20 protein-coding genes are annotated in these 25,339 nt (G+C 69.6%); 7 read left to right on the top strand and 13 right to left on the bottom strand.

What is annotated here, in order from left to right:
* Positions 1–15: 15 nt before the first annotated feature.
* From ACWESM_RS10030 to ACWESM_RS10000, 7 genes are all read right to left on the bottom strand, one after another.
* Positions 16–921 (bottom strand): alpha/beta hydrolase, encoded by a 906-nt coding sequence (locus ACWESM_RS10030; protein ID WP_452491360.1) that lies wholly within the window; start codon positions 919–921, stop codon positions 16–18.
* A 143-nt stretch (positions 922–1,064) separates the two neighbouring features.
* A complete protein-coding gene (locus ACWESM_RS10025) occupies positions 1,065–2,567 on the bottom strand; it encodes a sugar ABC transporter ATP-binding protein (protein ID WP_452491359.1) in 1,503 nt (500 codons plus the stop codon).
* A complete protein-coding gene (locus ACWESM_RS10020) occupies positions 2,564–3,661 on the bottom strand; it encodes an SMP-30/gluconolactonase/LRE family protein (RefSeq protein ID WP_364428022.1) in 1,098 nt (365 codons plus the stop codon). Before ACWESM_RS10020 ends, ACWESM_RS10025 begins: the two co-directional genes overlap by 4 nt.
* A complete protein-coding gene (locus tag ACWESM_RS10015) occupies positions 3,658–5,811 on the bottom strand; it encodes an ABC transporter permease (protein WP_397281162.1) in 2,154 nt (717 codons plus the stop codon). The genes ACWESM_RS10020 and ACWESM_RS10015 overlap by 4 nt, the downstream gene beginning before the upstream one ends.
* A complete protein-coding gene (locus ACWESM_RS10010) occupies positions 5,811–6,884 on the bottom strand; it encodes a sugar ABC transporter substrate-binding protein (RefSeq protein ID WP_452491358.1) in 1,074 nt (357 codons plus the stop codon). Before ACWESM_RS10010 ends, ACWESM_RS10015 begins: the two co-directional genes overlap by 1 nt.
* Positions 6,885–6,922: 38 nt before the next feature.
* Entirely contained in the window at positions 6,923–7,945 is a 1,023-nt protein-coding gene (locus ACWESM_RS10005; RefSeq protein ID WP_449994608.1) for an ABC transporter permease, read from the bottom strand.
* A gap of 11 nt (positions 7,946–7,956) precedes the next feature.
* The gene (locus tag ACWESM_RS10000) at positions 7,957–9,006 is read right to left on the bottom strand and encodes a zinc-dependent alcohol dehydrogenase family protein (protein WP_452491356.1); all 1,050 of its coding nucleotides are present in this window, start codon (positions 9,004–9,006) and stop codon (positions 7,957–7,959) included.
* 260 nt (positions 9,007–9,266) lie between these two features.
* Here ACWESM_RS10000 and ACWESM_RS09995 point away from each other — a divergent pair, with 260 nt between their 5' ends.
* Together ACWESM_RS09995 and ACWESM_RS09990 are read left to right on the top strand one after the other, a co-directional pair.
* Positions 9,267–10,325, top strand: a complete 1,059-nt coding sequence (locus ACWESM_RS09995) for a helix-turn-helix domain-containing protein (protein ID WP_452491354.1) — start codon at positions 9,267–9,269, stop codon at positions 10,323–10,325.
* 107 nt (positions 10,326–10,432) lie between these two features.
* Complete coding sequence (locus ACWESM_RS09990) at positions 10,433–11,863, top strand: MmgE/PrpD family protein (RefSeq protein WP_452491352.1); 1,431 nt, start codon at positions 10,433–10,435, stop codon at positions 11,861–11,863.
* A 123-nt stretch (positions 11,864–11,986) separates the two neighbouring features.
* On the opposite strand, the gene ACWESM_RS09985 is transcribed toward ACWESM_RS09990, so the two are convergent.
* Positions 11,987–13,588: a sigma-54-dependent Fis family transcriptional regulator gene (locus ACWESM_RS09985; RefSeq protein WP_452491350.1), complete on the bottom strand. Its 1,602-nt coding sequence runs from the start codon at positions 13,586–13,588 to the stop codon at positions 11,987–11,989.
* 180 nt (positions 13,589–13,768) lie between these two features.
* On the opposite strand from ACWESM_RS09985, the gene ACWESM_RS09980 reads away from it, so the two are divergent.
* From ACWESM_RS09980 to ACWESM_RS09970, 3 genes are all read left to right on the top strand, one after another.
* Positions 13,769–14,653: a helix-turn-helix domain-containing protein gene (locus ACWESM_RS09980; protein ID WP_364428044.1), complete on the top strand. Its 885-nt coding sequence runs from the start codon at positions 13,769–13,771 to the stop codon at positions 14,651–14,653.
* A gap of 62 nt (positions 14,654–14,715) precedes the next feature.
* Positions 14,716–14,922: a hypothetical protein gene (locus ACWESM_RS09975; protein WP_364428047.1), complete on the top strand. Its 207-nt coding sequence runs from the start codon at positions 14,716–14,718 to the stop codon at positions 14,920–14,922.
* Positions 14,923–15,023: 101 nt separating this feature from the next.
* Positions 15,024–16,232 carry a CoA transferase gene (locus ACWESM_RS09970; protein WP_364428050.1) on the top strand — a complete coding sequence of 403 codons (1,209 nt, stop codon included), beginning with the start codon at positions 15,024–15,026 and terminating at the stop codon, positions 16,230–16,232.
* Between the two features lie 123 nt (positions 16,233–16,355).
* Here the strand turns inward: ACWESM_RS09970 and ACWESM_RS09965 are convergent, their stop codons facing one another.
* Positions 16,356–17,528 carry a CaiB/BaiF CoA transferase family protein gene (locus ACWESM_RS09965; protein WP_364428053.1) on the bottom strand — a complete coding sequence of 391 codons (1,173 nt, stop codon included), beginning with the start codon at positions 17,526–17,528 and terminating at the stop codon, positions 16,356–16,358.
* Positions 17,529–17,807: 279 nt separating this feature from the next.
* Between ACWESM_RS09965 and ACWESM_RS09960 the strand changes: the two genes are divergently transcribed.
* Complete coding sequence (locus ACWESM_RS09960; RefSeq protein WP_452491348.1) at positions 17,808–19,289, top strand: aldehyde dehydrogenase; 1,482 nt, start codon at positions 17,808–17,810, stop codon at positions 19,287–19,289.
* A gap of 20 nt (positions 19,290–19,309) precedes the next feature.
* On the top strand, positions 19,310–20,704 hold the full coding sequence (locus ACWESM_RS09955) for an MmgE/PrpD family protein (RefSeq protein ID WP_452491347.1): 1,395 nt from the start codon (positions 19,310–19,312) through the stop codon (positions 20,702–20,704).
* A gap of 228 nt (positions 20,705–20,932) precedes the next feature.
* Here ACWESM_RS09955 and ACWESM_RS09950 read toward each other — a convergent pair whose 3' ends face one another.
* The 4 genes from ACWESM_RS09950 to ACWESM_RS09935 are packed head-to-tail and all read right to left on the bottom strand — an operon-like array spanning position 20,933 to position 25,333.
* Complete coding sequence (locus ACWESM_RS09950; RefSeq protein ID WP_397281179.1) at positions 20,933–22,153, bottom strand: acetyl-CoA C-acetyltransferase; 1,221 nt, start codon at positions 22,151–22,153, stop codon at positions 20,933–20,935.
* Between the two features lie 21 nt (positions 22,154–22,174).
* Positions 22,175–23,323: an acyl-CoA dehydrogenase family protein gene (locus ACWESM_RS09945; RefSeq protein WP_452491346.1), complete on the bottom strand. Its 1,149-nt coding sequence runs from the start codon at positions 23,321–23,323 to the stop codon at positions 22,175–22,177.
* Between the two features lie 40 nt (positions 23,324–23,363).
* Entirely contained in the window at positions 23,364–24,545 is a 1,182-nt protein-coding gene (locus ACWESM_RS09940; RefSeq protein ID WP_364428066.1) for a CaiB/BaiF CoA transferase family protein, read from the bottom strand.
* Positions 24,542–25,333: an enoyl-CoA hydratase/isomerase family protein gene (locus tag ACWESM_RS09935; RefSeq protein WP_067810345.1), complete on the bottom strand. Its 792-nt coding sequence runs from the start codon at positions 25,331–25,333 to the stop codon at positions 24,542–24,544. Before ACWESM_RS09935 ends, ACWESM_RS09940 begins: the two co-directional genes overlap by 4 nt.
* Between the last annotated feature and the right edge of the window lie 6 nt (positions 25,334–25,339).

Below are 25,339 nucleotides of genomic sequence, written 5' to 3'. Positions count from 1 at the left end.
GAATCGCGGCTGCGGTCAGAGCTTTTCGGTGAAGAACGGTGTCAGCGCGGCGACCGCCTGGTCGACGTATTCGGGCTTGTCGTAGAGGCCCACGTGGCCAGCGCCATCGACGAGGACCAGCGCGGTGGTCTCCGGCAGTCGCTTGTGCAGGTTCTCGGCCTGCCACAGCGACCCCGCCGCGGTGCCCGCGACCAGCAGGACCGGCCGGTCGAGGAGTTCCTCGGCGCGGTGAAAGGCGTCGAAGGCGAAGATGCGGGGCACGCTGGCGGTGAACAGCATCCGGTTGTCGGAGTTGGGGTGCTGACAGCGTGGCGTGCGGTAGTAGTCGTGCGCCTCGACCAGGTCGGCGGGAGTGGTCTCGTCCACGGTCTCGGGGACGTAGTTGATCTCGGCGACCTTCCCACCGGCGGCCTCGGCGGCCCGCTGCGCGGCCACCGCGTCCAGGGTGGCGATCTGGGTCTCGACCGGCGCGCAGCCGTCCCAGCCGTTGCGGAAGGTCGCGCCGATGTCGACCGGGCTGACGGCGCCGACAGCCTTGATCCGGCGGTCGGTCATGGTCGCGTTGATCGCGTACCCGCCGCCCGCGCACACACCGAACGCGCCGATCCGGTCCGCGTCCACGTAGTGCAGGGTGGACAAGTAGTCGACGGCGGCACGAATGTCGGCCACGCGGGCCGACGGGTCCTCCAGGTGCCGGGGCAGCCCGCCGCTCTCGCCCTGGTGCGAGGCATCGAAGGCCAGGGTGACGAAGCCCTGGGCCGCGAGTTCCTCCGCGTACAGTCCCGCCGTCTGCTCTTTGACACCGCCGCCAGGGTGCACGGCGACGATGGCCGGGTAGGTGCCGTCCTCGGAGAACTCCGCGGGCAGATACAGGGTGCCCGCCAGGGTGACGGTGGCGTTGCGGAACTCGATGTCCTCCATGTGCTGTCCTCTGCTCGCTCGTGTCGTCTCGATGACTCCACTCTGCGACCCGGTGACCGGTACCGACAGGACGAGCCTCTTCCTGGGAAGGATCCTTCCCCCGTTCGCCGCCGCACGGGCGGGCACGGCGGCGAACAGGCCGGTCAGTGCACCGCGGCGAACATCAGCCTGGCGTCGTCGGCCTCGTCGGGGTCGAACTCGGCGACGATGCTGCCCTGTTTGGCGACCAGGATGCGGTCGGACAGCGCCCGGATCTCGGGCAGGTAGGAGGAGATGACCACCACCGCGACGCCGTCGTCGGCCAGCGCGCGGATCATGGCGTGGATCTCGGTGATGGTGCCGAGGTCGACGCCGCGGGTGGGTTCGTCGATGATGGCCACCAGCGGGGTACGGGTCAGGCTCTTGGCCAGTACCACCTTCTGCTGGTTGCCTCCGCTGAGTTCCTCGAGCTTCGCCCGCTCCGGTTGCAGCGTGCGCACGTGGAATCGTTCGACGAATCTGCGCGCCACCGACTTGCGCTCCCCCGGCCGCACCAGCAGCGGCAGGCGCGCCGCGCTGCACAGGTGGCCGAAATAGATGTTGTCGGCGATGGAGAAGTGCCCGAAGAAGCCGGAGGCCTTGCGGTCCTCGGTGACGTAGACGATCCCGGCGCGGCGGGCGTGGCGCGGGGTGCGGAACCGCACCGGGCGCCCGGCCAGCCGGACGGTCCCGCCGCGCAGCCGCCGCCGTTTGGCCACCCCGCCGACGATCATCGCCGTCTCGCTGCGTCCCGCGCCGACGAGACCGTAGATGCCGACGATCTCACCCGGATGCGCGGAGAAGGACATGTTGCGGACGGCGGGCAGCAGGGTGAGGTCGTCGACTTCGAGCACCGGCGCCGGGCCGGGTTCGCGCCCTGGCGGCACGCGCTGGTATTCGACGCTGCGCCCCACCATCATCCGCACCACCTCGGTGCGGTCGAAAGCGGGTTTGTCCAGGGTGCCCTGGACCTGTCCGTCGCGCAGGACGGTGATGCGATCGGCTTCCTCGAAGGCTTCGTCGAGCATGTGGGTGATGAAGACGACGCCGATGCCGCGGCGCTTGAGCCTGCGCATCGAGAGGAACAGTTGGAGCCGTTCCTCGGGGGTGACCGAGGCCGTCGGCTCATCGAGGATGACCAGGGTGGCGTTGCGGTGCACCGCGCGGGCGATCTCGACCATCTGCTTCTGCGCGATCCCCAGCGCGCCCGCGGTCATCTCCGACCGGATGTGGAAGTTGTGGGATTCCAGTAGCTCGCGCGCCACCACATTGAGCTGGGAGAGGTTGTTGAACGGCTTCTCGTCACCGAGGAACAGGTTCTGCGCCACCGTCATGGACTCCACCAGGGAGCCCTCCTGGTAGACCATGGCAACGCCGGCCTGGGCGGACTCCTTGGGTGTGGCGAAGCGGCGTTCCCGGCCGCCGACGGTGAGGGTGCCCGCGTCGTGGCCGATCGCGCCCGAGATCACCTTCACGAGGGTGGACTTGCCCGCGCCGTTCTCGCCGAGCAGCGCGTGGATCTCGCCGGGACGCACGTCGAAGTCGACGTCGCGCAAGGCGTAGGTGCCGCTGTAGTGCTTGCTGACACCGGCCAGCCGGATTACCGGCTCGATGGTCTTCCCGGTCACGGCAGACTCCTCTCGTTCCGCGGCCCGGCGCACAGGACGTTGCCGAAGCCGTTGGCCGCCAGAATGATTCCGTGCGGTCCCCCCGCGACACCGGTGATGCCGTGGCGGTCACCGTCGGCACGCGAGTGCAGGCTCTCGGTGATCCGGCCGCGGGCGTCGAGACGGAAGGCCAGGCCGTAGGACCGAGCCGGCGCCCAGGGTTTCACCACCCCCAGGACGCGCAGCTGCCCCAGTTGCAGCGTGTCGGTGTAGGGGTTGGCACAGCGCAGGCGTGGCACGAACCATTCGTCGGGGCGGATGGTCGCCCGCATCTCGGCGAGCAGCTCGGGTTCGTCGAGCAGCAGTTCGGTGAAACGGTTGCGGGCATAGGGCGCCGCGACCCACCAGCCGTCGCCCGCGGCGCGAATGCGCCCGGGGTAGACCGGCAACCTGCTGCCGACCGGTGCGCCGGGCCGGTTCAGGGCGTCGATGCGCCTCCGTTCGATGCGGTGCTCGAAGCCCAAGGAGATCAGAACCTCCGTGTCCGAGACGATCTCGATGCCGCTGGGGTGAGCGAGACCGTCGGCGGCGATTTCGGCGTGCGCGAGATCCACGCGCACGATCCGGCCGGATCGGTCGCCTGCGACCAGGGCCTGCGCCCAGTCCCGGTGCGCGGGTTCCACCGAGCCGATCGTCGCCAGCAGCGCGCCGTCGGGCAGCCGGGTCAGATCGGTGACACCGGTGGCCACCAGCGGGTCGGTGCACAGGTCGTGGGTGCCGCCGCGGCGGTCGATCCGGACCAGGCCGACGCCGTCGACCGCGACGATCAGATCGTCACCGGTGTCGAGGAGGCTGCCCGCGCGACCACCGACGACGGCGTGCGGCGCGGCCGTACCGCCGTCGAGGGTGAAAACCGTGTTCCCACTGGAGAAGACGATTTGCCCACCGGGGCGCACGAGCACGTCGTCGGGTGCGTGATCCCCCGCGGGCAACAGCAGCTCGGCATCGTCGAGCCGCCGGTTCGGACGCAATCCGGCCTCGAAAGGGGGCACGCTGCGGTGCCGGGCCCAGCCGGGATTGATCCATTCCTTCAGGGTGGTCAAAGCACGATTCATCGGTCCGCCTCCGCCATCGGGCGGCCGGGCACGATCAGGCCGGGGACCTGCGCCGGATCGATGGAGCCGACCTCGCCCGGGTCCAGGGTGAGCCGGCCGATGCGGTTGTTGCTGACACCGCACAGATAGAGCTGCCCGGCGCGTTCCTTCACCGAAGTCACCATCGGGTGCGCCGCCAGCGTGGAATCCCAGAGCACTTGCAGGATCTCGCCCCGGTCACTGAACTTCATCACGCACGAGACATTGAGCTGCGGCACCACCCAGCTGTCGAGAGGCACTTCCTTGGTCATCCTCCTGCGCACCGCCGGGTAGCGGTTGAGCAGGTCCGACATCGGCGTGCGCAGCGAGACGAAGGGCAGCCAGTAGTTGCCGTCGGAGGACCGGTTGAGGTTGTCGGGATTGCCCGGCAGGTTCTCCAGGACCGGTTCCAGCTGTCCCTGTTTCGGGCCTGCGATCCACAGCCGGTCCACCCGGCACAAGCCGGTGGAGGCGATGAGGATCGACTGCCCGTCGTGCGCGGTGCAGACGCCGTTGGGGAACACGCTGTTGGACACCACGACCTCGGCGCTGCCGTCGGGGTCGATCCGCACCACGCGGCCGTTGGGTCGCGATTCGACCAGTTCCACCAGGTATTCGGCGGCATTGGTGCGAGTGGAGAAGTCCGAGACGTAGATCGAGCCGTCCGGGGCGACGTCGAGGTCGTCGACCGCGCGCAACCCGGAGTCGTCGATCAGGGAGAACCGGCTGCGTGGCACCTTGGTGGCGACCGGTTCGGCTTCCCCGTCCGCGTCCAATCGGTAGACGCCCATACCGCCGACCGCGACCAGCAGCCGCCCGTCCCGGTCCCAGGCATGACCGAGCGGGAAACCGCCGGTGCGGGCGAAGATCTCGCCCTCGTCGGGGGCGTCGGCATGGAAACGCCAGACCCAGCCGCGGCGGTCACCGCAGTAGATTTCGCCCTCGGGTCCGACGGCGCAGTCCTCGGCGCCCTCGATCCGGCCGAGACCGATCGGGGTGGCGTCGGTCATCTTGTCGTTGATCGTCCAGACGGTGCCGGGCACGGTCACGTCGACGAGTTCGCCGAGGGCGATCCGGCCCGGGTCGATCTTCAGCTTCTCGGCGGTGCGCTGCCGGTACTTGCCCCACTGCTGATCGAGGACCGCGAAGACCAGCAGCGCCAGCGCAAGAACCACGGTGTACCAAGAACCTTCGAGGTGCATGACGACCGTGGCCTGCTGGATGATCTGCACGACCACGATGCCGACCGTCGCCCGCAGCACCGAACCGCGACCGCCCGCGAGGCTTACCCCGCCGAGTACGACGGCGGTCAGCGCCATCAGCTCCCACCCTTGTCCGACATCGGGATCGGTGCGCCCGACCCGGGCCGAGGTGAGCAGGGCGGCCAGCCCGGCAAGCGCGCCGGACAGCACGTAGACGAAGAAGGTGACCCGGTCGACCGGGATGCCGTTGCGGCGCGCCGATCGCCGGTCGCTGCCGACCGCGGCCACCCACCAGCCCCACCGCGACCGGGTGAGGCCGACGTGCGCCGCCAGCAGCACGCACCCGAAGAAGACCCAGGCCGTGGGAATCAGCGCGATCGAGCCCTCGCCCAGGAAGTCCCAGACGATATCGGGTCTCGGCATGCTCAGCTGGAAGCTGTAGGCGCTTTGCAGCGCCGCGGCCGCGCCACCGAAGGCCACCAGGGTGACCAGGGTGGTGATGAAGGGCCGCATCTTCCGGTAGGCGATGAAGTATCCGTTGACCGCGCCCAGCAGCGCGCCGCACACGACGGCGGCGGGAGCCACGACAACCATCGGCCACTCCCATGCCCGCGCGGCCACCATGGCCCCGATCGCGGTGAATCCGACGATCGATCCGACCGACAGGTCGATGCCGCCCGCGACCAGCACGACGGTCAGGCCGATCGCGAGCAAGCCCTTCTCGGAGATTTCGTCCATGATGGTCGGCGCGTCCGCGAGGCCGACCGGTGTGCTCAGCACGACCAGCACGCTCAGTCCCACGGCGAGGCCCAGCGGCACCGCGCCTTCCATCCAGCGCTTCTCGAACAGGTCCGACAGCGTGCGAGCAGGTGCGAAGCGGTCGCGCCAGGAGCCGCCGGTCTGCCCGAACGCGTCGATGCCGCGTGCCATCACTGCCCCTTGTAGCAGGCGATGGTGGTGGCGTCGACGTTCCCGCGATCCACCACCGTGTGCGGAACGAAGGCCACGGTGTGCGTGCTGCCCGCGGGCGCGCCGGTCTGTACCAGCTGCTGGGCGGCCACCACCGCCGCGGTGCCGACACCCTGGACGTCGTAGGAGGCCGAGGCGGTCACCTTGCCCTGGCGCAGCGCGTCACACCACAGGGTGTCGGCGGCCATGGTGTAGACCCCGAGCGAGTCGGCCGGGATCACCCCGCGCGCGACCGCGCTCTGCACCGCGTCACCTACCGCGATGGAGTTCAGGTCGTAGGTGACCAGGAAGCCGCAGACATTCGTCTTCTGCTGCTGGATGATCGATTCGGCGGCCTGCTGGGCGAGGGAGTTCTGCCACTGGCTGTGCGCGGTGGTCACCACCTCGAACCCGGCCGCGTCGGCGATGTTGTGCACGCCTTTGGACCACAGCAGCGAGGCGGCGTCGTTGCCGGGACCGTCGATGATCGCCAGTCGTTTGGGAGCGCCGCGCTTCTCGCAGTCCGAGACCGCCCGGCTGGTGATGTCCTCGGCGGCGGCGATGTTGTCCACGCCGATGTAGGCGTCGCCGAGCCGGCTCGAGATCATGTTGACCACGACCGTGTAGATGCCGGCCTTCTGGGCGTCGGCGATCTGCTTGGTGAGGACGCCGACGTCGGGGTTGTGCAGGATCAGCACGTCGGCGGCCTTGCGGTCGATGATGTCGCTGATGATGCGGGTCATCTTGTCGGTGTCGAAATTGGGGTCGTAGACCTGGAATTCGGCGCCGAGGTTGCCGAAGGCGCGCTCCATGGAGGCGCCCCAGTTCATCGTCAGGTTGTAACCCTTGTAGAGGATGGGCACGAAGGCGACCTTCTTGCCCCGCATGGACTCGTGCACCTTGGTGCTCGCGTCGAAGAGCTGAACGGTCTCGCCGAAGGTCTGGCCCGCGCCGCCCGCGGCGGGACTGTTCGCCGATCGGGCACCGGTGGAACAGCCGGCAAGGGCGATCGCCGAGGCCGAGGCGAGAGCGAGGGCGAGCATTTTTTTCTTCATCGTCGAAGACTCCTGAGAGAGAGGTGATTCGGGGATGGCTAGAGTTCGCCGCTCTTGGCGGTTTCCTCGTCGCGGGGGTGTAGCCAGGCGTCCAGGGCGACGGCCACGATGAGCACACCGCCACGGATGAGGTCCTGGACCGCGGTGGTGAGTCCGTGCAGGACGAGCAGGTTGTCGAGCACGGCGATGAACACCGAACCCGCGAGCACGCCGAGGATCGAGCCGCGGCCGCCCGCCAGGGAGATGCCGCCGATGACGGTCGCGGTGAGCGCGGTGAACAACAGCGGGTCGAACGAGGTGACGGTGGTCTGCACGCTGCCCTGGATGGAGACCGTCAGGTACCCCGCCAGCAGTGCCAGCAGCGCGGAGATCATGTAGGTGCCGACTTGCAGCGGCCGCACCGGGGCGCCGGTGGCGCGGGCGGTGGCGAAATTGTCACCCATGGCCCGGATGAGCCGTCCGGCCGAGGTATAGGTGACGAACAGCCAGGCCGCGAGGAACACCAGCGCCGCAAGGACGACGGGGCGCGGGACGCCGAACACCGCGCCGTTGCTCAGTTCGGCGATGCGGGAACCGGCGGGCAGCGCGTAGAAGTTGCTGTCGAGCAGGAAGACGTCGACCCCGCCGATCACCAGGAGCCCGGTGGCCAGCGTGACGAACAGCGCCGGCACTTCCACATAGGCGACCAGCACGCCGTTGATCAGGCCGGTGACGAGCGCGATCACCGCCGCGATCGCGATGGCCTGCGGTTCGGGCATGCCGCCGGATATCAGGGCGAGGGTGGCCTGCGCGCAGCCCAGTGCCACACCGGCGATGGACAGATCGATGCCCTTGCCCAGGATGACGATCGCCGCGCCGACGGCGAGGATGCCGAAGGCCGCCGACAGCCGCAGCAGGCTGGCGAAGTTGCCCGCGGTGAGGAACCCCGGAGTGGTCGCCGCGCCCGCCGCGCACAGCAGCACGGTGATGCCGAGGACGAAGTAGGCCTGTTCGGAGCGGCCGAGCCGGGCACGCAGTCCCGGGCGCGGCACCGCGACAGTCCGGTCGATGGTTGTCGTCATGGTCTCGGTCCTCAGAACTCGATGACGGCTTTGCCCGCCGCCTGCTCGTCGAACTCCGCGTAGGCGCGCACGGCGTCGCCGAGCGTCCAGCGGTCGGTGAACAGGCGATCGAGGTCGATGCCGTGATCGGCGACGAACCGGGCACAGTCGGCCTGGCCGGTGAGCGAGAAGGTGTAGGAGCCGAGGACGGTGAGCTGTTTGCGGATGATGTCCGGGCTGACCTCGACGGTCACCTCCCCGCCCTCACCGACGAAGGCGACCCGCCCCCACTGTCCCGCCGCGCGAGCCGTCGCGGCGCGGGCGACGGCGGCGCCGGAGCAGTCGAGGGCGGCGCTCACGCCGAGCCCGGCGGTCAGCTCCCGGATGACCGCCACCGGGTCGTCCGCGCTCGAATCGATGGTGTGGGCGGCGCCGAACTCACGGGCCCGGGCGACCCGGTCGGCCTGCACGTCGACGGCGATCACCCGCGCGCCCATCGCGGCACCCAGCTGCACCGCCGACAGGCCGACCGGTCCGAGACCGAACACCGCCAGGGTGTCGCAGGCGTCGACGCGCAGCCGTCGCAGCGCGCCGAAGGCGGTGCCGGTACCGCACGAAATCGCCGCGCCCGCAGTGAAACTCAGTTCGTCGGGCAGCGGGACCAGGGTGCGGACGGGCACCCTGAGAAAGTCGGCGTGGCCGCCGTGGGCGGTGGCGCCGAAGATGACCGCGCCACGCCTGCACATCTGGGTCCAGCCGGACCGGCAGTTGTCGCAGGCGCCGCAGCCGTCGTAGTGATGGATCATGACCCGGTCGCCGAGCCGCACGGTGCGGGGATCGACGTTCACCCCCAGTGCCACCACCACGCCGCACGGCTCGTGTCCGCCGATGATGCCGCCGTCGTCGCCGGAGAGGCCGAAGGCGGCCAACGCCTGCCCGGCGGGCGCCCGGTAGAACCGCAGATCGCTGCCACACATCCCCGAGGCCTTCATCTGCACCACCGCGTCGTCGGGGCCGGGTGTGGGGTCCGCGAATTCGGCGATCTCGAGGTTGCGATCCCCGTTGAACACAACTCCCCGCATGCCAGCTTCTCTCCTCCAGTCGGGACGGGCAGCAGCAGACTGCGTCGCTCCGTCGATCGGTCGAGGCAATATAAAATATGCAGTGTGGTGAATCACAAGAGGCGGGGCCGGAAGTAGACCGAACGGAGTACCCACTCCGACCTGGGCATGAGGCCCCGGCCGAGCAGGTGGGCCAATTGGAGCGATTCACAACACAGGTAGCGAATATTGAATATTATGCATCAGCGGAGTAGAGGAACGGGAGCTGCGCGGTGATCGAGATGACGACTGCGAGCCGCGACCGGGCGGGCGGGGCGGATCTCGCCGCGCGCCTGGCCGCGCTGACGGCCGCCGCCGCCGAGTTGCTGGACCGGCCCATCGACGCCCCCGACGCCCCTTCCCCCGAAGCGGCCCGTCACCTGCTCGCCCGGCTCTGGGACGACACCCTCGCCCTCGTGACCGAGGCACCCCCCGGCACCGACATCGCCCCCGCGGCCGCCCTGCTGACACGCATCCGCGAGGCCGAGGCCGAGCTCGCCGCGTTGCGCGGCGCCGACAGCGCCCACCACCTGCGGTTGGCCGCGAGAGCCGTGGCGGCGCTGCGTGGCGCTCGCGGCACCGACGAACTCCTGGCGCGCGCGGCGGAGGCGGTGGGCACCATGGGCTTCGACCGCGCCCTGGTCTCGACGACCGAAGGCACGACCTGGCATCTGCACACCATGTTCGTGGCTCGCGATCCGCACTGGGCCGACGAGATACTCGCCGCAGGACGCGAATCCCGCCCCACGCTGGACGGACACCTGGTCGAGACGGACATCGTCAGCAAGGCCGAGCCCGGACTCGTCTTCGATGTCCAGCACAATCCACGAGTCGTGCGGCCGCTGGTGGAGTTCACCCGGTGCAGCTCCTACGGCGTCGCCCCGATCGTGGTCGGGGACAGCGTGGCCGGGCTCGTGCACGGCGACTACTACTTCCAGCGACGCGAAGTGGACGCCACCGCGCGGGCCATGCTGGCGGTGTTCGCCGAAGGGCTGGGTCACGCCTTGGCCGGGGCGGCCTTACTCGACGGTCTCACCGCCGTACGCTCGGGACTGGACCGGCTCACCCGCACCCACACACCCCCGAACTCCGCCACCACCCGGCTGCCCGCACTCTCCGATCGGGAAGCCGAGGTGATGGACCTGCTCGCCGCGGGCCGGGCCAACCGGCAGATCGCCCGCGATCTGTCCATCACCGAGGCGACGGTCAAGACCCACATCACCCATATCCTGCGCAAACTCGGTGTCGCCAACCGGGCCGAGGCGGTGGCTCGCTGGCTGCGCGCGACATCCCTGCCATGACGGCCCGAGTGCGCGAGGCGTCCGACCTTGTCATCGATAATATATAATGCGAAAACCTCCCGGCCCTGTTCTCGGCCGGTGGCCCGTGAGTGCGAGAGGAATCCCCCATGCCCGAAACGATTGCCGAGCAGCTGGCCCGCTTCACCACCGGCGCCGACTACGACACCCTGCCGCCCGAGGCGGTCCAGGAGTCCAAGCGGCTGCTGCTGGACGCGATGGGCTGCGCGCTGGGCGCGGTCGACGAACCCAAGGGCCGCATCGGCATCGAGTACGGCAGGCTCACCGGCGGCACCGCGGGCGACGCCACCATCATCGGCACCGACGACCGCGTCTCGATCTTCGGCGCCTCCTTCGCCAACGGTGAGCTGATCAACGCCCTCGACTTCGACGCCGTCCTGCCACCGGGGCACGTCTCCCCTTACGTGCTGCCCACCACGATGGCCATGGGCGAGAGCCGCGCCAGCTCGGGCCGCGAGGTGCTGGCAGCGGTCGCGCTGTCGCACGAGATGTCCTATCGCTTCTACAAGGCGATGGATTACTTGCGCGATGTGCAGAACGATTCGATGGACCTGTCCCCCGTGATCGGCTACAGCGTCACCGTTTTCGGCGGCGCGGCCGCGGCGGGCAAGCTGGCCGGGCAGTCCGCCGAGACCCTCGCCAACACCCTGGGCATCGCGGCGGCGATCGCGCCGGTGAACTCCATGCGTCCGTGGATCGAGCACGCCCCGAGCGCCACCATCAAGTATCTGCTCGCGGGCACCCTGACCCAGGCCTCGCTCACCGCGGTGCACATGGCCGGCCTCGGCCATCGCGGTGACCTGCGGATTCTCGACGACGCCGAGGTCGGCTTCCGCCGCTTCATCGGCACCCGCCGCTGGGAACCGGACAACATCACCGACGGCCTCGGCACCGAATGGCGCTTCCTGGCCGAGCAGTCCTACAAGCCCTACCCGCACTGCCGCATCCTGCACGCCCCGCTGCACGCGCTCACCGAGATCATCGAGACCAACGATCTGAAGCCGGAGGAGATCGATGCGATCCGCTGCTGGGGGGAGGCGGCGGTCATGCACCCGCTGTGGCAGAGCCGGATCGTGGAGAAGCCGCACGACGCGCAGTTCGACATCGCCCACGGCCTGGCCGTCGGCGCGCACCATGTCGTGCCGGGAAAAGCCTGGCACGCACCCGAACTCGTGTTCAGCGAGTCCGTGCTCGGGTTGATGGACAAGGTCACCTTCGCCCCGCATCCGGACTACTTCGCCGAGTTGTCGGCGCATCCCTCGGCACGGCCGACCAAGGTCGAGGTCGACGCGCGCGGCACGACGTTCACCGCCGAGCGCCGCTTCCCCAAGGGCAGCCCGTCCCCGGACCCGACCACCCGGATGACCGATGACGAACTGATCGCCAAATTCCGGGTCAACGCCCAGGGCGTGCTCTCGGAGTCGCGGATGGACGAGGTGGTGGAGTCGGTGTTCGCGCTCGACTCCGTCGACGACTTCGGCGCGGTCATGCGACTGCTGGCGCCGGATACCGCCCGCTGAGACACTGCCAGCCGACCCGGGCCCGCTCGCCACGAGCGCGAGCGGGCCCGGTGGCGTCTCACGGCCACGACACCGTGCGCCCGCGGTTTTCCCGGCCGGGATTCCCGCCGGCCGGGACCCACCTCACGCGATGCGCAGCGCCCGCATGCGGTTGTACAAGGTCGACCGGCTCACCCCGAGTGCCCGCGCGGCCTGCAGTTTGTTGCCACCCGCCGCCTCGATGGCCGCGACGATGATCTCCCGTTCGGCTTCGAGGAACGGCGAGCCGGGAACCTGAGCCGAGCGGTGCGACGCGGGCAGGTCGGTGGGGATGATGTCCCCGGCCGAGCGCGCCGCCGCGGCGGCCTCGACCACCCGGCGCAGCTCGGTGAAATTGCCCCGCCACGGTTGCCCGGCCAGGATCCGCAGGGTATCGGAGGTGAAGCGGGTCCGGTTGTGGCCGGTGACTTCGGCGAGCATGCGCTGGGCCAGCTGCGGGATCTCGTGCCTGCGCCGCCGCAGGGGCAGCAGGTCGACCCGGTCGGTGCACAAGGCGGACAGCGCGGCGTGCACCTCGTCGAGGTGGTCGCCGGGTGTGGTGGTCAGCGCGACCTGACGCGGCGTCCGGCGCAGGGCACGAGCCAGCAACGCGGTGAGCGGCGCGGACAGCAGCTCGATGCTCTCGACCACCACCGGTGGTCCCGGAATGTCCAGCGCGGCACCGAGTTCCGTCGCCCAGGCCTGCTCGCCGACGAGGACGATCTCGGTCGCGTCCAGCACCGTCGCGGCGGGGCCCGCCACGCCGAGCGCCTCCGTGGTGCGCCCGGTGCCGGATTCGCCCACCACCAGCAGGGGCCAGCGCGCGACCCGTTTCGCGACGCCGCGACGCGCGCGGCGTTCGTCGCAGATGTCGACCAGCACTCCCTGGGTGTCCTCGATGGGAGCGCACGTCAGCACGACCTCCCGGCCCGAGGCCAGGGTGAGCCGGTGGGACTCCTCGGCGCCGGGACGAAGACTCTCCGCGCAGGCCCGCACCGCGGCGTGGTCGGCCGGTGTCAGCAGATCCAGCGCCGAGGGGGTCGCCAGTACCAGCCCCTCACCGACCACCACCACCGAACGGCCGCGGCGGCCCGCGGCCGCCCGGAAGGCGCTCATCAACCGGCTCTGTACCCGAGGCGAGTCCTGCTGCAGGCGGTCCTCGATGTCGCGGACGATGCGGCGGGCCAAAGGCGCCGACAGGCGGTGATCCTCGTCGAACTCGCCACCGATGCCGAGGACGCCTTCGAGCCGGCGGGTCACCGGATGGACGATGGGGTGCCCGTAACAGGTGAAGGCGCGGAAGGCCGACAGAAAATGTTCCTCGCCGCGCACCAGCAGACTGCGCCGCGTCTCGAGCGGGGTGCCCATGGCATTGGTGCCGATCCGGTCCTCGCTCAGCCGCACCCCGGGCACGATGCCCACCGCTTCGATGGAGCGGCTCACGGCGCGCAGCGCGCCGTCGACCTCGAGGATGCAGGCAGCGTGATCGGCCAGCACCAAGGCGACCCGGCTGCCCTCGATCTCGCCCAGTGTGCGGCCGAGCACCGGCCGCGCCGCCCGGAGCAGACCGCTGTCGGTCGCGACCGGCCCGGGCGTCAGACGTGGAGTCGCGTCGCGCCGTAATCCGTTGAGCCGGGACCGGCGCCAGGACGACGCGATGTCCGGATGGACCCGTTCCTCGGAGGCCTGAGGCGAAACTGTGTGCACGCGATACCACCCTGTCTCGACGCCGAGACGTCCTCGTCCGGCGATCCGAGCTGTGACTGAAGCAACATATTTTATACAGTGCGCTGGAGTCGGTGTCGAGAACGCGCAGATCGGCGCTACCGGGAGCCTGGGAAGGTTTTGTCCCAGGCGGCGGCGTCTCGCCGGGCATAGCGTGGTGACATGACGGAGAAGGCACCTCACCTCCGCGAGCTGGGCGGCTTCCTCAAGGCCCGCCGCGGCGAGCTCACCCCCGACGACGTCGGCCTGTCGGTGCACAGCGCCACCCCCCGCCGGGTCAGCGGCCTGCGGCGCGAGGAGGTCGCCGATTTGGTCGCGATCAGCCACGACTACTACACCCGGATCGAGCAGGGCCGGCTCGCCCCGTCCGAGCCCGTGCTCGACGCGCTGGTGCGCGCGCTGCGCCTGAACCCCGACCAGCGTGAGTACGTCGAGAGCCTGGCCCGCCGTTCCGAACGACGTGCGCCCGCCCGGCGGCAGGCCAAGCCGGTGCGCCCGCAGCTACAGCGGCTGCTCGATCAGCTCACCGATACCCCCGCCCTGGTGTTCGGCCGGTATCTCGACATCCTGGCGTGGAACGACCTGGCCGCGGCGCTGATCACCGATTTCGGCGGGATGCCCGCGCGCAAGCGGAACTACGTGCACATGGTCTTCACCGACCCGGCCATGCGCGAGCTCTATGCGGATTGGGAATCGGTCGCGCGGACCTGTGTCGCGATCCTGCGCATGGACGCGGCCGTCAATCCGACCGATCCCCAGCTGACCGCACTGGTGGGCGAGCTGTCGATCGCCGACTCACAGTTCCGGCAGTGGTGGGCGGCACGGCACGTCGCGCGCCAGGAGTTCGGCACCAAGACCCTGCACCATCCCGCCGTCGGCGACCTCACGCTGAACTGGGACACCTTCCGCGACACCGGCGACACCGACCAGCAGCTGGTGCTGTGGTCGGCCGATCCGGGCACCACCTCGCACGAGAAGCTGCGCATCCTGGGTTCCTGGTCGGCGCCGATATCCACGCGCGACACCACCGAACACCGCCCCGCCTGAGGCGCCTGCCGCTGTTTCCTCCCACCCCGCGCCACCGTCCGCTCGTCCCGGAAGCGACCATCGTGCCCGAGCCCCACACCCAAGTCACCGAGATACTCGACTATTTCGGCCGCTGCGCAGCCTGCGACTACCCCGCCTCGGCGCACCTCTACACCCACCACTTCGCCGATGGCTCGATCCATCGCGAGGTCATCGCCACCTGCGGCCTGCCGTGCGGCTGGCGGGGACCGGTGCCGCCACACCGGATGACCGGCCGTAATGGAACATAATATATAATCTCGGGAAATTTCCTATGAAGGAGTGAGCGTTTGACACCGCAGCCAGTCACCAACGAGCCCTCCGCTCTTCCTGCCGCGCGGCAGGCAGGCGCATGAGCGGGCAGCCGCTGGCGGGCCTGCGGGTCGTCGAATTCGCCAGCTTCGTCGCGGGACCCTCGGCGGGCATGACCCTGGCCCAGCTCGGCGCCCAGGTCATCCGGATCGATCCGCTCGGCGGCGGCCCGGACTACCGGCGCTGGCCGGTCGCGCGCGCCACCGGCGAGAGTCTGTACTGGAACTCGCTCAACCGAGGCAAGCAGTCGGTCGCGCTCGATGTGCGCAGTCCCGAGGGCCGCGAACTCGTGCTGGCGCTGGCCACCGCGCCGGGCGCGGACGCGGGACTGGTCGTCGACAACGCGGTGGGCCGCCCGTGGTTCTCCTACGAGGCGCTGGCCGCCCGCCGCGCCGATGTCATCAAGGTGCACATCGGCGGCCAGGCCGACGGGGGCCCGGCAGTGGACTACACGGTGAACACCGAGGTCGGCGTGACCGACCTGACGGGCCCCGCCGATACCCGCACTCCGGTCAATCATGTGCTGCCCGCCTGGGACTTCCTGGCGGGGACGACCGCCACCACCGCGCTGCTGGCCGCGCTGCACCGGCGCGAGCGCACCGGTGCGGGCGCCGATCTGCGGATCGCGTTGGCCGACGTCGCCCTCGCGGGCGTGGCGAACCTGGGCTGGCTCAGCGAGGTTCGCGAACGCGGGGACCGGCCGCGGCACGGCAATTTCGTCTACGGCACCTTCGGTGCGGACTTCGTCACCGCCGACGCCGAACGGGTCATGATCGTGGCGCTCACACCGCGCCAGTGGGCCGCGCTGGGTTCCGCGACCGGGACCACGAAAGTACTTGCCGCGTTGGAGGAGTCCCTCGGTGCGGACTTCACCGACGAGGCCGAGCGCTACACCCACCGGGAGACGATCGCCGCGGTCATGCGACCGTGGTTCGGCGCGCGTTCCGTCGCTGCGGCCGCCGCCGCGCTCACCGAGGCCGGGGTGCTGTGGAGCCGTTACCGGCGGATGAGTGACGTGGTCGCCGATTTCGAGGACGGCACCGGTTCCGAGGTGCTGGCCTCCGTCGACCAGCCCGGTATCGGCCCGATCATCTCCGCGCACAACCCGATTCGCGAGAACGGCGCCTACGGACCCGTGGGCATCGCCTCGGCCCTGGGCGCGGACACCGAGCAAGTGTTCGCCGATGTCCTGGGCCTGGATACCGCCGAGCTGAACCGGCTGCGCCGTGCGGGCGTGCTCGGGGATTGATCACGCAAAACGCGAAAGCGCCGCCCCGGTTCCGGATCCCCGGGCCCGGGGCGGCGCTGTCACTGTGACAGTTGGTGGTCACGCCCGGACACTGAGCAGTGCGGCCGACCGGTCCACCACGGCTCAGTCCTCAATGAACAGGACGCCGCCTGCCACGAGGTCGTCGATCTGATCACCGGAGAGCACTTCCCCTGCCACCGATCGTGTGTCGGCGCCGACGCGCGGCGCCACGCCGGGACGGTCGGGGCGCTCGCCGTCGAACCGCCACGGCGGGCGCAGCAACGCCAGGGCGTCGGCCTGCGGCTCCACCATCCCCAACCAGCGGGTCTGCTCATGACCGACGTAACCGCTCATCGACAGCACCGGAGCGAAAGGCACATCGTGTTCGGTCAGCACCCGTTCCCAGTCGTCGAAGGTGCGACGCTCGAACTCCGCCTCGACGACCTTGACCAGTTCGAAGTAGTGCGCCTCGCGCGGGCGGTATTCGGCGAAGCGCGGATCCTCGGTGAGATCCAGACGGTCCATGGCCCGGCACAACGAGTGCCAGAACTTCTGCGACGACGACAGGTGGATGGCCAGGGATTCCCCCGAAGCGGTGCGGACACAGAAGTTCTGGGCCTGCGGGTGCCTGCTCTCCCGGGTCGGGTCGGCGCCGAGTTCGAAGGACTGGGTGATGCCGTCGGCGGTCAGGACGCTCACCGCCTCCATGATCGAGGTCTCCAGGTGCTGGCCCGCGCCGGTCCGCAATCGGCCGACCAGAGCGGCGAGCACGCCCGCCGTCGTCGTCAGGCCGGTCACCAGGTCGGCGCTCAGGCCACCCGTCAGCTGCGGGTGGCCCTCGTCGCCGAACAGCGAGTACATGCCGCCGAAGGCCATGCCGATGGTGTCGTAGGCGGGCCGGTCGGCCAGCGGGCCACCGGCGCCGAAGCCGGTGACCGACCCGTAGACCAGGTCTTCCCGCAACTCCCGGCAGACCTCTGGGCCGAGACCCAGGGCGGCGAGCTTGCCCGGCCGCATGTTCTCCAGCACCACGTCGAATCGCGGGATCAGCGCCTTGACCAGGGCCACGCCCTCGGGGCGCTTGAGGTCGACGGCGAGGCTGCGCTTGCCCGTGTTGTACTGCCGGAAATAGGGACTGCCGTCGTTCTGATGACGGCGGAAGTCCTCGCCCACGACCGGCCGCTCCACCTTCACGACCTCGGCACCGAGTGCGCACAGCATCGACGTGCCGAAGGGAAGGGAGATGTATCCACCGATCTCGAGGATCCGGATACCATCGAGCGGCTTGTGCTGCATTGCCTGCCTCCTGTGGTCAGCCTGTTCATATTATATATTGTCGCCGCACCCGGAGTTGTCTCCGGTCACCTCGGTGCGACCGATATCGGCACGTGGCAGTAGGCATGCCTAGGGCATCGAGTGGCCCGAGCGCAACGAAATCTTGGTCTCAGCGATTCAATATTATATAGTTTGTATGACCGGGATCACGACGGGCACTCTGCACCGCGGCCCGGAGACACCGGCGGCCGGGGCCGACACCGCACCGGGAACGCCGCGATCGTGAGCGAGGAGCTACCCATGACTGTGCCGACGGACGTCCGGCAGGGGCAGTACGACAAGGTGTTCATCGGCGGCGCGTGGGTGACCCCCGCGACCGAGGACCGGTTCGCTGTGGTCTCGCCGGCCACCGAGGAGGTGCTGGCCCGGGTCGCCGAGGGTTCGGTCGCCGACATCGATGCCGCTGTCGCCGCCGCCAGGACCGCCTTCGACTCCGGTCCGTGGCCGCGCTCGGACCTGAGTGAGCGCATCGCGGTGCTCACCCGGGTGAGCGAGGCACTGGCCGCTCGCCAGGACGAGGTCGCCCGGCTCATCAGCGCCGAAATGGGGTGCCCGATCACTCTGTCCACGCGGATGCAGTCGATGGGCACGCGGATGCTGCTCGACGCCTTCCTCGAGCTCGCCCTGCGGTACTCGTGGAGCGATGTCCGTCGCTCCGTGACCGGCAACGCCTTGGTCACCAGAGAGCCGGTCGGCGTGGTCGCCGCGATCGTTCCGTGGAACGCGCCGCTGCAGATCGCGATCATCAAGCTCGCGCCCGCGCTGCTGGCCGGTTGCACCGCGATCCTCAAGCCGTCGCCGGAGACCGCGCTGTCGGCCTACCTGCTGGCGGAGATCTTCGCCGAGGCCGGTCTGCCCGACGGCGTGCTGAACGTGGTGGTGGCCGGTCGCGAGGTCAGCGAGCACTTGGTCCGGCATCCGGGCGTGGACAAGGTCTCCTTCACCGGGTCCACCGCGGCGGGCCGCCGAATCGCCGCGATCTGCGGGCAGGATCTGCGCCGGGTGACCCTGGAGCTGGGCGGCAAGTCCGCCGCGGTGCTGCTCGATGACGCCGATCTGGACGCCGTGGTGCCGGTCATCCGAGCCCTGTCCCTGCGCAACAGCGGACAGGTGTGCAGCAACAAGACCCGCATCGTGGTCGCCCGCTCGCTGCGCGACGATCTCTACGACCGGCTGCGCGACATGATCGGCTCGATGCCGGTGGGTGATCCGTTCGATCCGGCCACCGAGATCGGCCCGCTGGTCAGCGCCGCGCAGCGCGAACGTGTCGAGTATTTCGTGGCCGCGGCGAAGGCCGAAGGCACCGAGATCCTGGTCGGCGGCGGGCGCCCCGACGGGCTGGAACGCGGCTGGTATGTACAGCCGACCGTGTTCGCCGATGTCGACCCCGACGCCCGCATCGCCCAGGAGGAGGTGTTCGGCCCGGTATTGACCGTGCACACCTTCGACACCGAGGACGAAGCGATCGCCATCGCCAACAACTCGCCCTACGGCCTCAACGGATCGGTGTTCGCCGCCGACCCGGCGCGCGCCCTGTCGGTGGCCCGCCGCATCCAGACCGGAACCGTCGAAATCAACGGCACCCCGGCCGGATTCTTCGCCCCCATCGGCGGTTTCAAGAACAGCGGCATCGGCCGTGAAGCCGGCCTGGAGGGCTTCGACGCCTACGTGGAACCGAAGTCCTACGGCCTGCCCCCGGCGCTGCTGGACACGCTCGGCTGATCCCACGCGAAAGGTTACCCATGTCGACCACTCCCCCGCTCGAGTCCGCCGTCGCCCGGCTGGTCACCGAGCTGGACTACGACTCGATTCCCGCCGCGGCGCTCGACGGAGCCCGGCGGCTGATGCAGGACCAACTGGCGGTGCAGATCGGCTGCGCGGCACTGCCGTGGAGCCGGGCCGCACTCGAGCTGACCCTGGCCTCGCACGCGCCCGGCGCGGCGCACGTCACCGGCTCCGCGCACACGATGAGCGCCGCCGACGCCGCGTTCGTCAATGCCACTTATGGGCACGGCTTCGAATACGACGACGCGCACCGCTCTAGCTCCAGTCATCCCGGCAGCACGGTTGTTTCGGCCGCGCTGGCGGTCGGCGAGGAAATGGGAGCGACCCTGCGCGAGGTGATCACCGGTATCGTGGCCGGTTACGAGGTTTACACGCGCATCGGCATCCTGGCCGCGCCGGAACTTCTGGAGCGCGGTTTCCATCCGCACGGACTGCTGTCGGCGTTCGGCGCCGCGGCGGTCGTGGCCAAGATGCGTGGATTCGACGCCGAGACAACCGTGCACGCCTTGTCGATCGCGATGAGCCACAGCGCGGGCACCACCGAGTACACCTCCTCGGGCGGTTCGGTCAAGCGCCTGCACGCCGGCATCGGCACCCGCAACGGCATCCGCGCCGCGGAGATGGCGGCGGCCGGGATCACCGGTCCCACCACCTTCCTCACCGGCCGGAAGGGCTTCTACCGCAGCTACGTCGGGCGGCCGGTGGCCGAGAACGCCGCGCAGCTGTTCGCGCCGGACGCCCCGTTCGAGATCACCCGGCTCTGGATCAAGCCCTACTGCTGCTGCGGTATCAACCATGCCTACATCGACGGCGCCCGGCAGCTGGCGGCGAAAGCCGGTGCGGTGACCGCCATCCGGCTCGGCATCCAGTCCGGCGGCGATGTGATCATCGGCAACCAGAACGCCAACGCCTACGCCCCGCGGATCATCGAGCACCTGCAATACAGCCTGCCGTTCCAGTTCGCGCTCGCGATCACCGGGCACGGCAACGGTTTCCGCGTCCACCACGACTACCTGTCCGGTGCGCTGGACCTGGGTCCGGACAGCGCGGTGGCCGAGATGGCCCGCCGGGTGCGCATCGAGGTCGACACCGAGCTCGACGCCGCCTATCCCGGCCGCTGGATCGCCGACATCACCGCCACCTACGACGACGGCTCCCGCGAGCACGTCTTCGTCGACAATCCCCTCGGCACCGCCGAGAACCCGATGTCGGCCGACGACCTCGACGCCAAGTTCCGTGATCTGACTTCGGTCGCCATGGGCACCGAGCGCAGCGAGGCCCTGCTGAAGTCGATCACCGCGAGCGACCCGGATCTGCCGGTCGCCGAATTCGCAGCCCTGCTGCGTCCCTAGAACCGGCGCCGTATCCGGGGCCTGCCGTCATCCCGGACATGGCGTCCCGGCCGGGCCGGGACGGAGAACCGGCGATCGAAGTACCCGAGGGGGAGTCGGACTTCGATCGTGTCCGTCCCGGCCCGTTGCTGTGTCCGGATTCCGAAAGCTCTGCCTTACCACGGAGTCGGGCCCCGGCCGACCTGTTCGATCGACCGGGGCCCGGCTCGTCTTACCCGAGTGGGTCTTTCAGGCAGTCTCGAAGGTGGCGGCGAGCCCCTGCCCGCCACCGATGCACATGGTGGCCAGGCCACGGCCGCCGCCACGCCGTTTCAGCTCGTGCAGCAGGGTGGTCACCATGCGGGCGCCCGTGGCGCCGATCGGGTGTCCCAGGGAGATGCCGGAGCCGTTGACGTTGAGCTTGTCGTGCTCACGCCAGCCCCAGCCCTCCAGCACCGCCAGCACTTGGACCGCGAACGCCTCGTTCAGCTCGACCAGGTCCATGGTGTCGAGCAGCGACACGGTGTCGGAGCCCTGCCGCGCGGCCAGTTTCGCCACGGCGGGCACCGGCCCGATGCCCATGCGGGAGGGGTCGCAGCCGGCGGCCGCCCAACCGGTCAGATAGCCGATCGGTTCGAGGCCCAGCACGTCGAGCTGGTCCTCGGCGACCACGAGCATGCCCGCCGCGGCATCGTTCTGCTGGCTGGAGTTGCCTGCGGTCACGGTGCCGCCGGGGGTGATGGTGCGCAGTTTCGCCAGCGACTGCGGGGTCGAATCGGCCCGGATGCCCTCGTCGGTGGCGAAGACGACCGGGTCGCCCTTGCGCTGCGGGACTCGCACCGGCACGACCTCGTCGGTGAAAAAGCCCTCGGCCCAGGCCGCGGCGGCGCGCTGGTGGCTGCGGGCGGCATAGGCGTCGGCTTCCTCGCGCATCAGGTTGTAGTCCTCGGCGAGGTTCTCGGCGGTCTCGATCATCCCGGAGATCCTGCCGAACCGGCCTTCGGGCTGGGACCGCTCACGACCCCGGTCGAGCCGGTCGAACAGCTGGACGGTGCCCGCGCGGGCGCCCCAGCGGGTAGCGGTCGAGTAGTACTCGATGCGGCTCATCGATTCGACACCACCCGCGAGCACGACGTCGGCGGCGCCGGTCTGCACCATCATCGCCGAGGTGACCAGGGCTTGCAGGCCGCCACCACAGCGGCGGTCGAGCTGCATGCCGGGCACGCCGATCGGCAGACCGGCGTGCAGTGCCAGCCACCGGCCGACACAGGGCACCTCCGAGCTGGCGTAGGACTGGGCGAACACCACGTCATCGATGCGTTCGGGGTCGACTCCGGACCGTTCGACGACGGCGTTCACCACGGTAGCGCCCAGATCCTCGACCGGGACGTCACGAAGCGCGCCACCGAAGGTGCCGACCGCGGTGCGGGACGGTGCGACCAGCGCGGCACGGCGGAGACTGGAAGTCATTGTCGGGAACTCCGATTCGGGTCAGATCGCGTTGCGGGCGATCAACTGTGCGGCGATGACATTGCGCTGGATCTCGTTGGTGCCCTCACCGACGATCATCAGCGGCGCGTCCCGGAAGTAACGCTCGACGTCGTACTCCTTGGAGTAGCCGTAGCCGCCGTGCACACGGATGGCGTCCAGAGCGATCTGCATGGCGGTCTCGGAGGCATAGAGCTTGGCCATGCCCGCCTCCATGTCGGCGCGTTCGCCACGGTCGAGCTTCTCGGCGGCATCGAGGGTGAGCAGGCGGGCGGCACGCTGCTTGGTGGCCATGTCGGCCAGCAGGTTGCCGATCGACTGATGTTTCCAGATCGGCTTGCCGAAGGACTGCCGTTCCTGGGCGTAGCGCACGGCGGCTTCCAAGGCGGCCTGCCCGACGCCCAGCGCGCGGGAGGCGACCTGGATGCGGCCGACCTCGAGGCCGCGCATCATGTGCGCCCAGCCCTGGTTCGGCACACCGCCGAGGATCGCGTCGTCACCGACCCGACGCCCTTCGAACACCAGCTCGCACGCTTCGACGCCGCGGTAGCCGAGCTTGGGGAGCTTCTTCGAGACGGTCAATCCCGGTCCTGGTTCCACCAGGATCACACTCATCCCCTTGTGCGCGGGCTTCGCGTCGCGGTCGGTGACGCACAGCAGCCCGATCAGGCCCGAGTGTGCGGCATTGGAGATCCAGGTCTTGGAACCGGTGATCGACCAGGATTCCCCGTCGCGGGTGGCGATGGTGCGCATGGCCTGCAGGTCCGAGCCGCCACCGGGTTCGGTCAGCGCCATGGTGGCGCGGATGGCGCCCTCGGCCATCTTCGGCAGATAGCGGTCCTTCTGCTCCTGGGTGCCGAAGGTCTTGATGAGGTAGGTGATCACCGAGTGGCCGCCGATGGCGCCTGCCAGGCTCATCCAGCCGCGGGCGAGTTCCTCGGTGACGCGGGCGAAACAGGCGGTGCTAACGTCGACACCGCCGTAGTCGGCGGGTGCGAGCAGGCCGAAGAAGCCCAGCTTCTTCATCTCCTCGATGAATTCCTCGGGATAGATGTCGTTCTCGTCGAACTCGCGGACGCGCCCGGACACCCGCTGGTCCACGAATTCGGCGACCAAGTCGACCATCTGCTGTTCATCGGCTGTGAGACTCATCGTCGGTCACCACTTCTTTCGGTTCGGTTCAGTTCGCGCGTCATGGTTGCGCGACGGCGGAAGTGCCCGCGACAGGCGCGAATTCGGCCCGCAGCGCCTCGGTGTGCGCGCCGAGCGCGGGGACGGCGCCGTGCACAGCGGGCCAGTCCCGGGCCAGTCCCGGCGGCAGCAGCGCGGGCACCGGGCCGGACGGGGTTCCGACCTCACGCCAGCGGCCGCGTTCGCGCAGCTGGGGATGATCGGCGAGCTCGCGAACCCCGTTGAGGCGCGCGTTGCCGATCCCGGCGGCGTCGGCGGCGGATTGGATATCGGCGAGCGTGCGCTGGGCGCACCACCGCCCGACGATCGCGTCCAGCTCGTCGCGATGCCGGACCCGGTCGTCGTTGTGCGCGTAGCGCGGATCGGCGGCGAGTTCCGGGGTGTCCATGAGATCGGTGAGGCGCAGCCATTCGCGATCGCTGGTGGTACCGAGCACGGCGGTCTGCCCGTCGGCGGTCGCGTAAGCGCCGTAGGGGGCGATCATCGGCGAGCCCATGCCGACCGGCTCCGGTTCGGTGCCCGCGTGCAGCACCTGGTTGAGCGCGAAGCCCATCATCTCCGAGACCACGTCGAGCATCGCGACCGGCACCACCGAGCCACGGCCGGTGTGCTCGCGGTCGTAGAGCGCGGCCAGGATCGCCGAATACGCGTAGAGGGCGGTTCCGATATCGGCCACCGGAATTCCCGGTTTGGCGGGGCGGCCCGGGGTGCCGGTGATCGAGCACGAGCCCGCTTCGGCCTGGATCAGCAAGTCGTAGGCGCGCTTGTGGTCGAGGGGACCGCCGCGACCGTAACCGGAGATGTCGACCACGATCAGGCGCGGGAAACGTGCGGTCAACTCGTCCACGCCGAGGCCGAGGCGGTCCAGCGCACCTGGACCCAGATTGCTGACCAGCACGTCGGCCACGCCGAGCATGCTCTCCAGCACGGCCAGGTCGGCGGGAGCGCGCAGGTCGAGGGCTGCGGATTCCTTGCCGTGGTTGAGCCAGGTGAAATGCGCCGACAGACCGCCGACGACAGTGTCGTAGTGCCGGGTCGAATCGCCGTAGCCGGGCTGTTCGACCTTGATCACGCGGGCGCCGAGGTCGGCGAGGTGGCGGGTGCACAGCGGGGCGGCGATGGCCTGTTCGAGGCCGATCACCGTGACACCGGCCAGTGGGCCGTGCGCGCGTGGAGTGCTCATGAGAACTTCGGCTCCCGCTTCTCCCGGTGGGAGGTGACGCCCTCGATCACATCGGGGCCGGCGAAGTTGTAGAACTCCAGGCCCAGCGACGCGTCGAAGATCGGCATGGCCTGGCGGTACCAGCCGTTGAGCGCCATCTTGGTGCCCTGCAGACCGGCGCGCGACCCCGCGGCGAGCTTCTGCGCGACCTCGAAAGCCTTGTCCTGCACCTGATCGTCGTCCACACACAGCGAGACCATGCCGATGCGCTCGGCTTCCTCTCCGGTGAGCACTTCGTTGGTGAGCAGGTGGTACTTGGCCTTGGCCATGGAGGTCAGCAGCGGCCAGCAGATGGCAGCGTGATCACCGGCGGCGACACCGAGGCGCACGTGCCCGTCGACGATCTTGGCCTTGCGGCCCGCGATCGAGATGTCGGCCAGCAGCGCGGCCACCAGACCCGCGCCGACCGCGGGGCCGTTGATGGCGGAGATGATCGGCTGGGGCACCTCGATGATGTTGCGCACCAGGTCGCGTGCTTCGCGCATGACGCGGGTGCGGGAGGCGTAGTCGCCGATCATGTCGTCGATCAGGTCGAAGCTGCCGCCCGCGGAGAATGCCCGGTCACCCGCACCGCGGATCAACACCGCGCGCACGGATTCGTCGAGCGCGACGACCGGCCAGATGTCGGCCAGGTGCCGATGTGCTTCGGCGCCCACCGCGTTCAGGTTCGGTCCGTCGAGCACGATGCGCAGCACACCCTCCGCCGGGCGGTCGACCCGGAGCGCCGAGAATTCCTCGTAACCGGTCACTGTTGT

This window comes from Nocardia sp. NPDC003999 (assembly GCF_053604885.1).
Note: the sequence above shows the minus strand (reverse complement) of the source record. Positions and strands in the feature narration are given on the sequence as shown.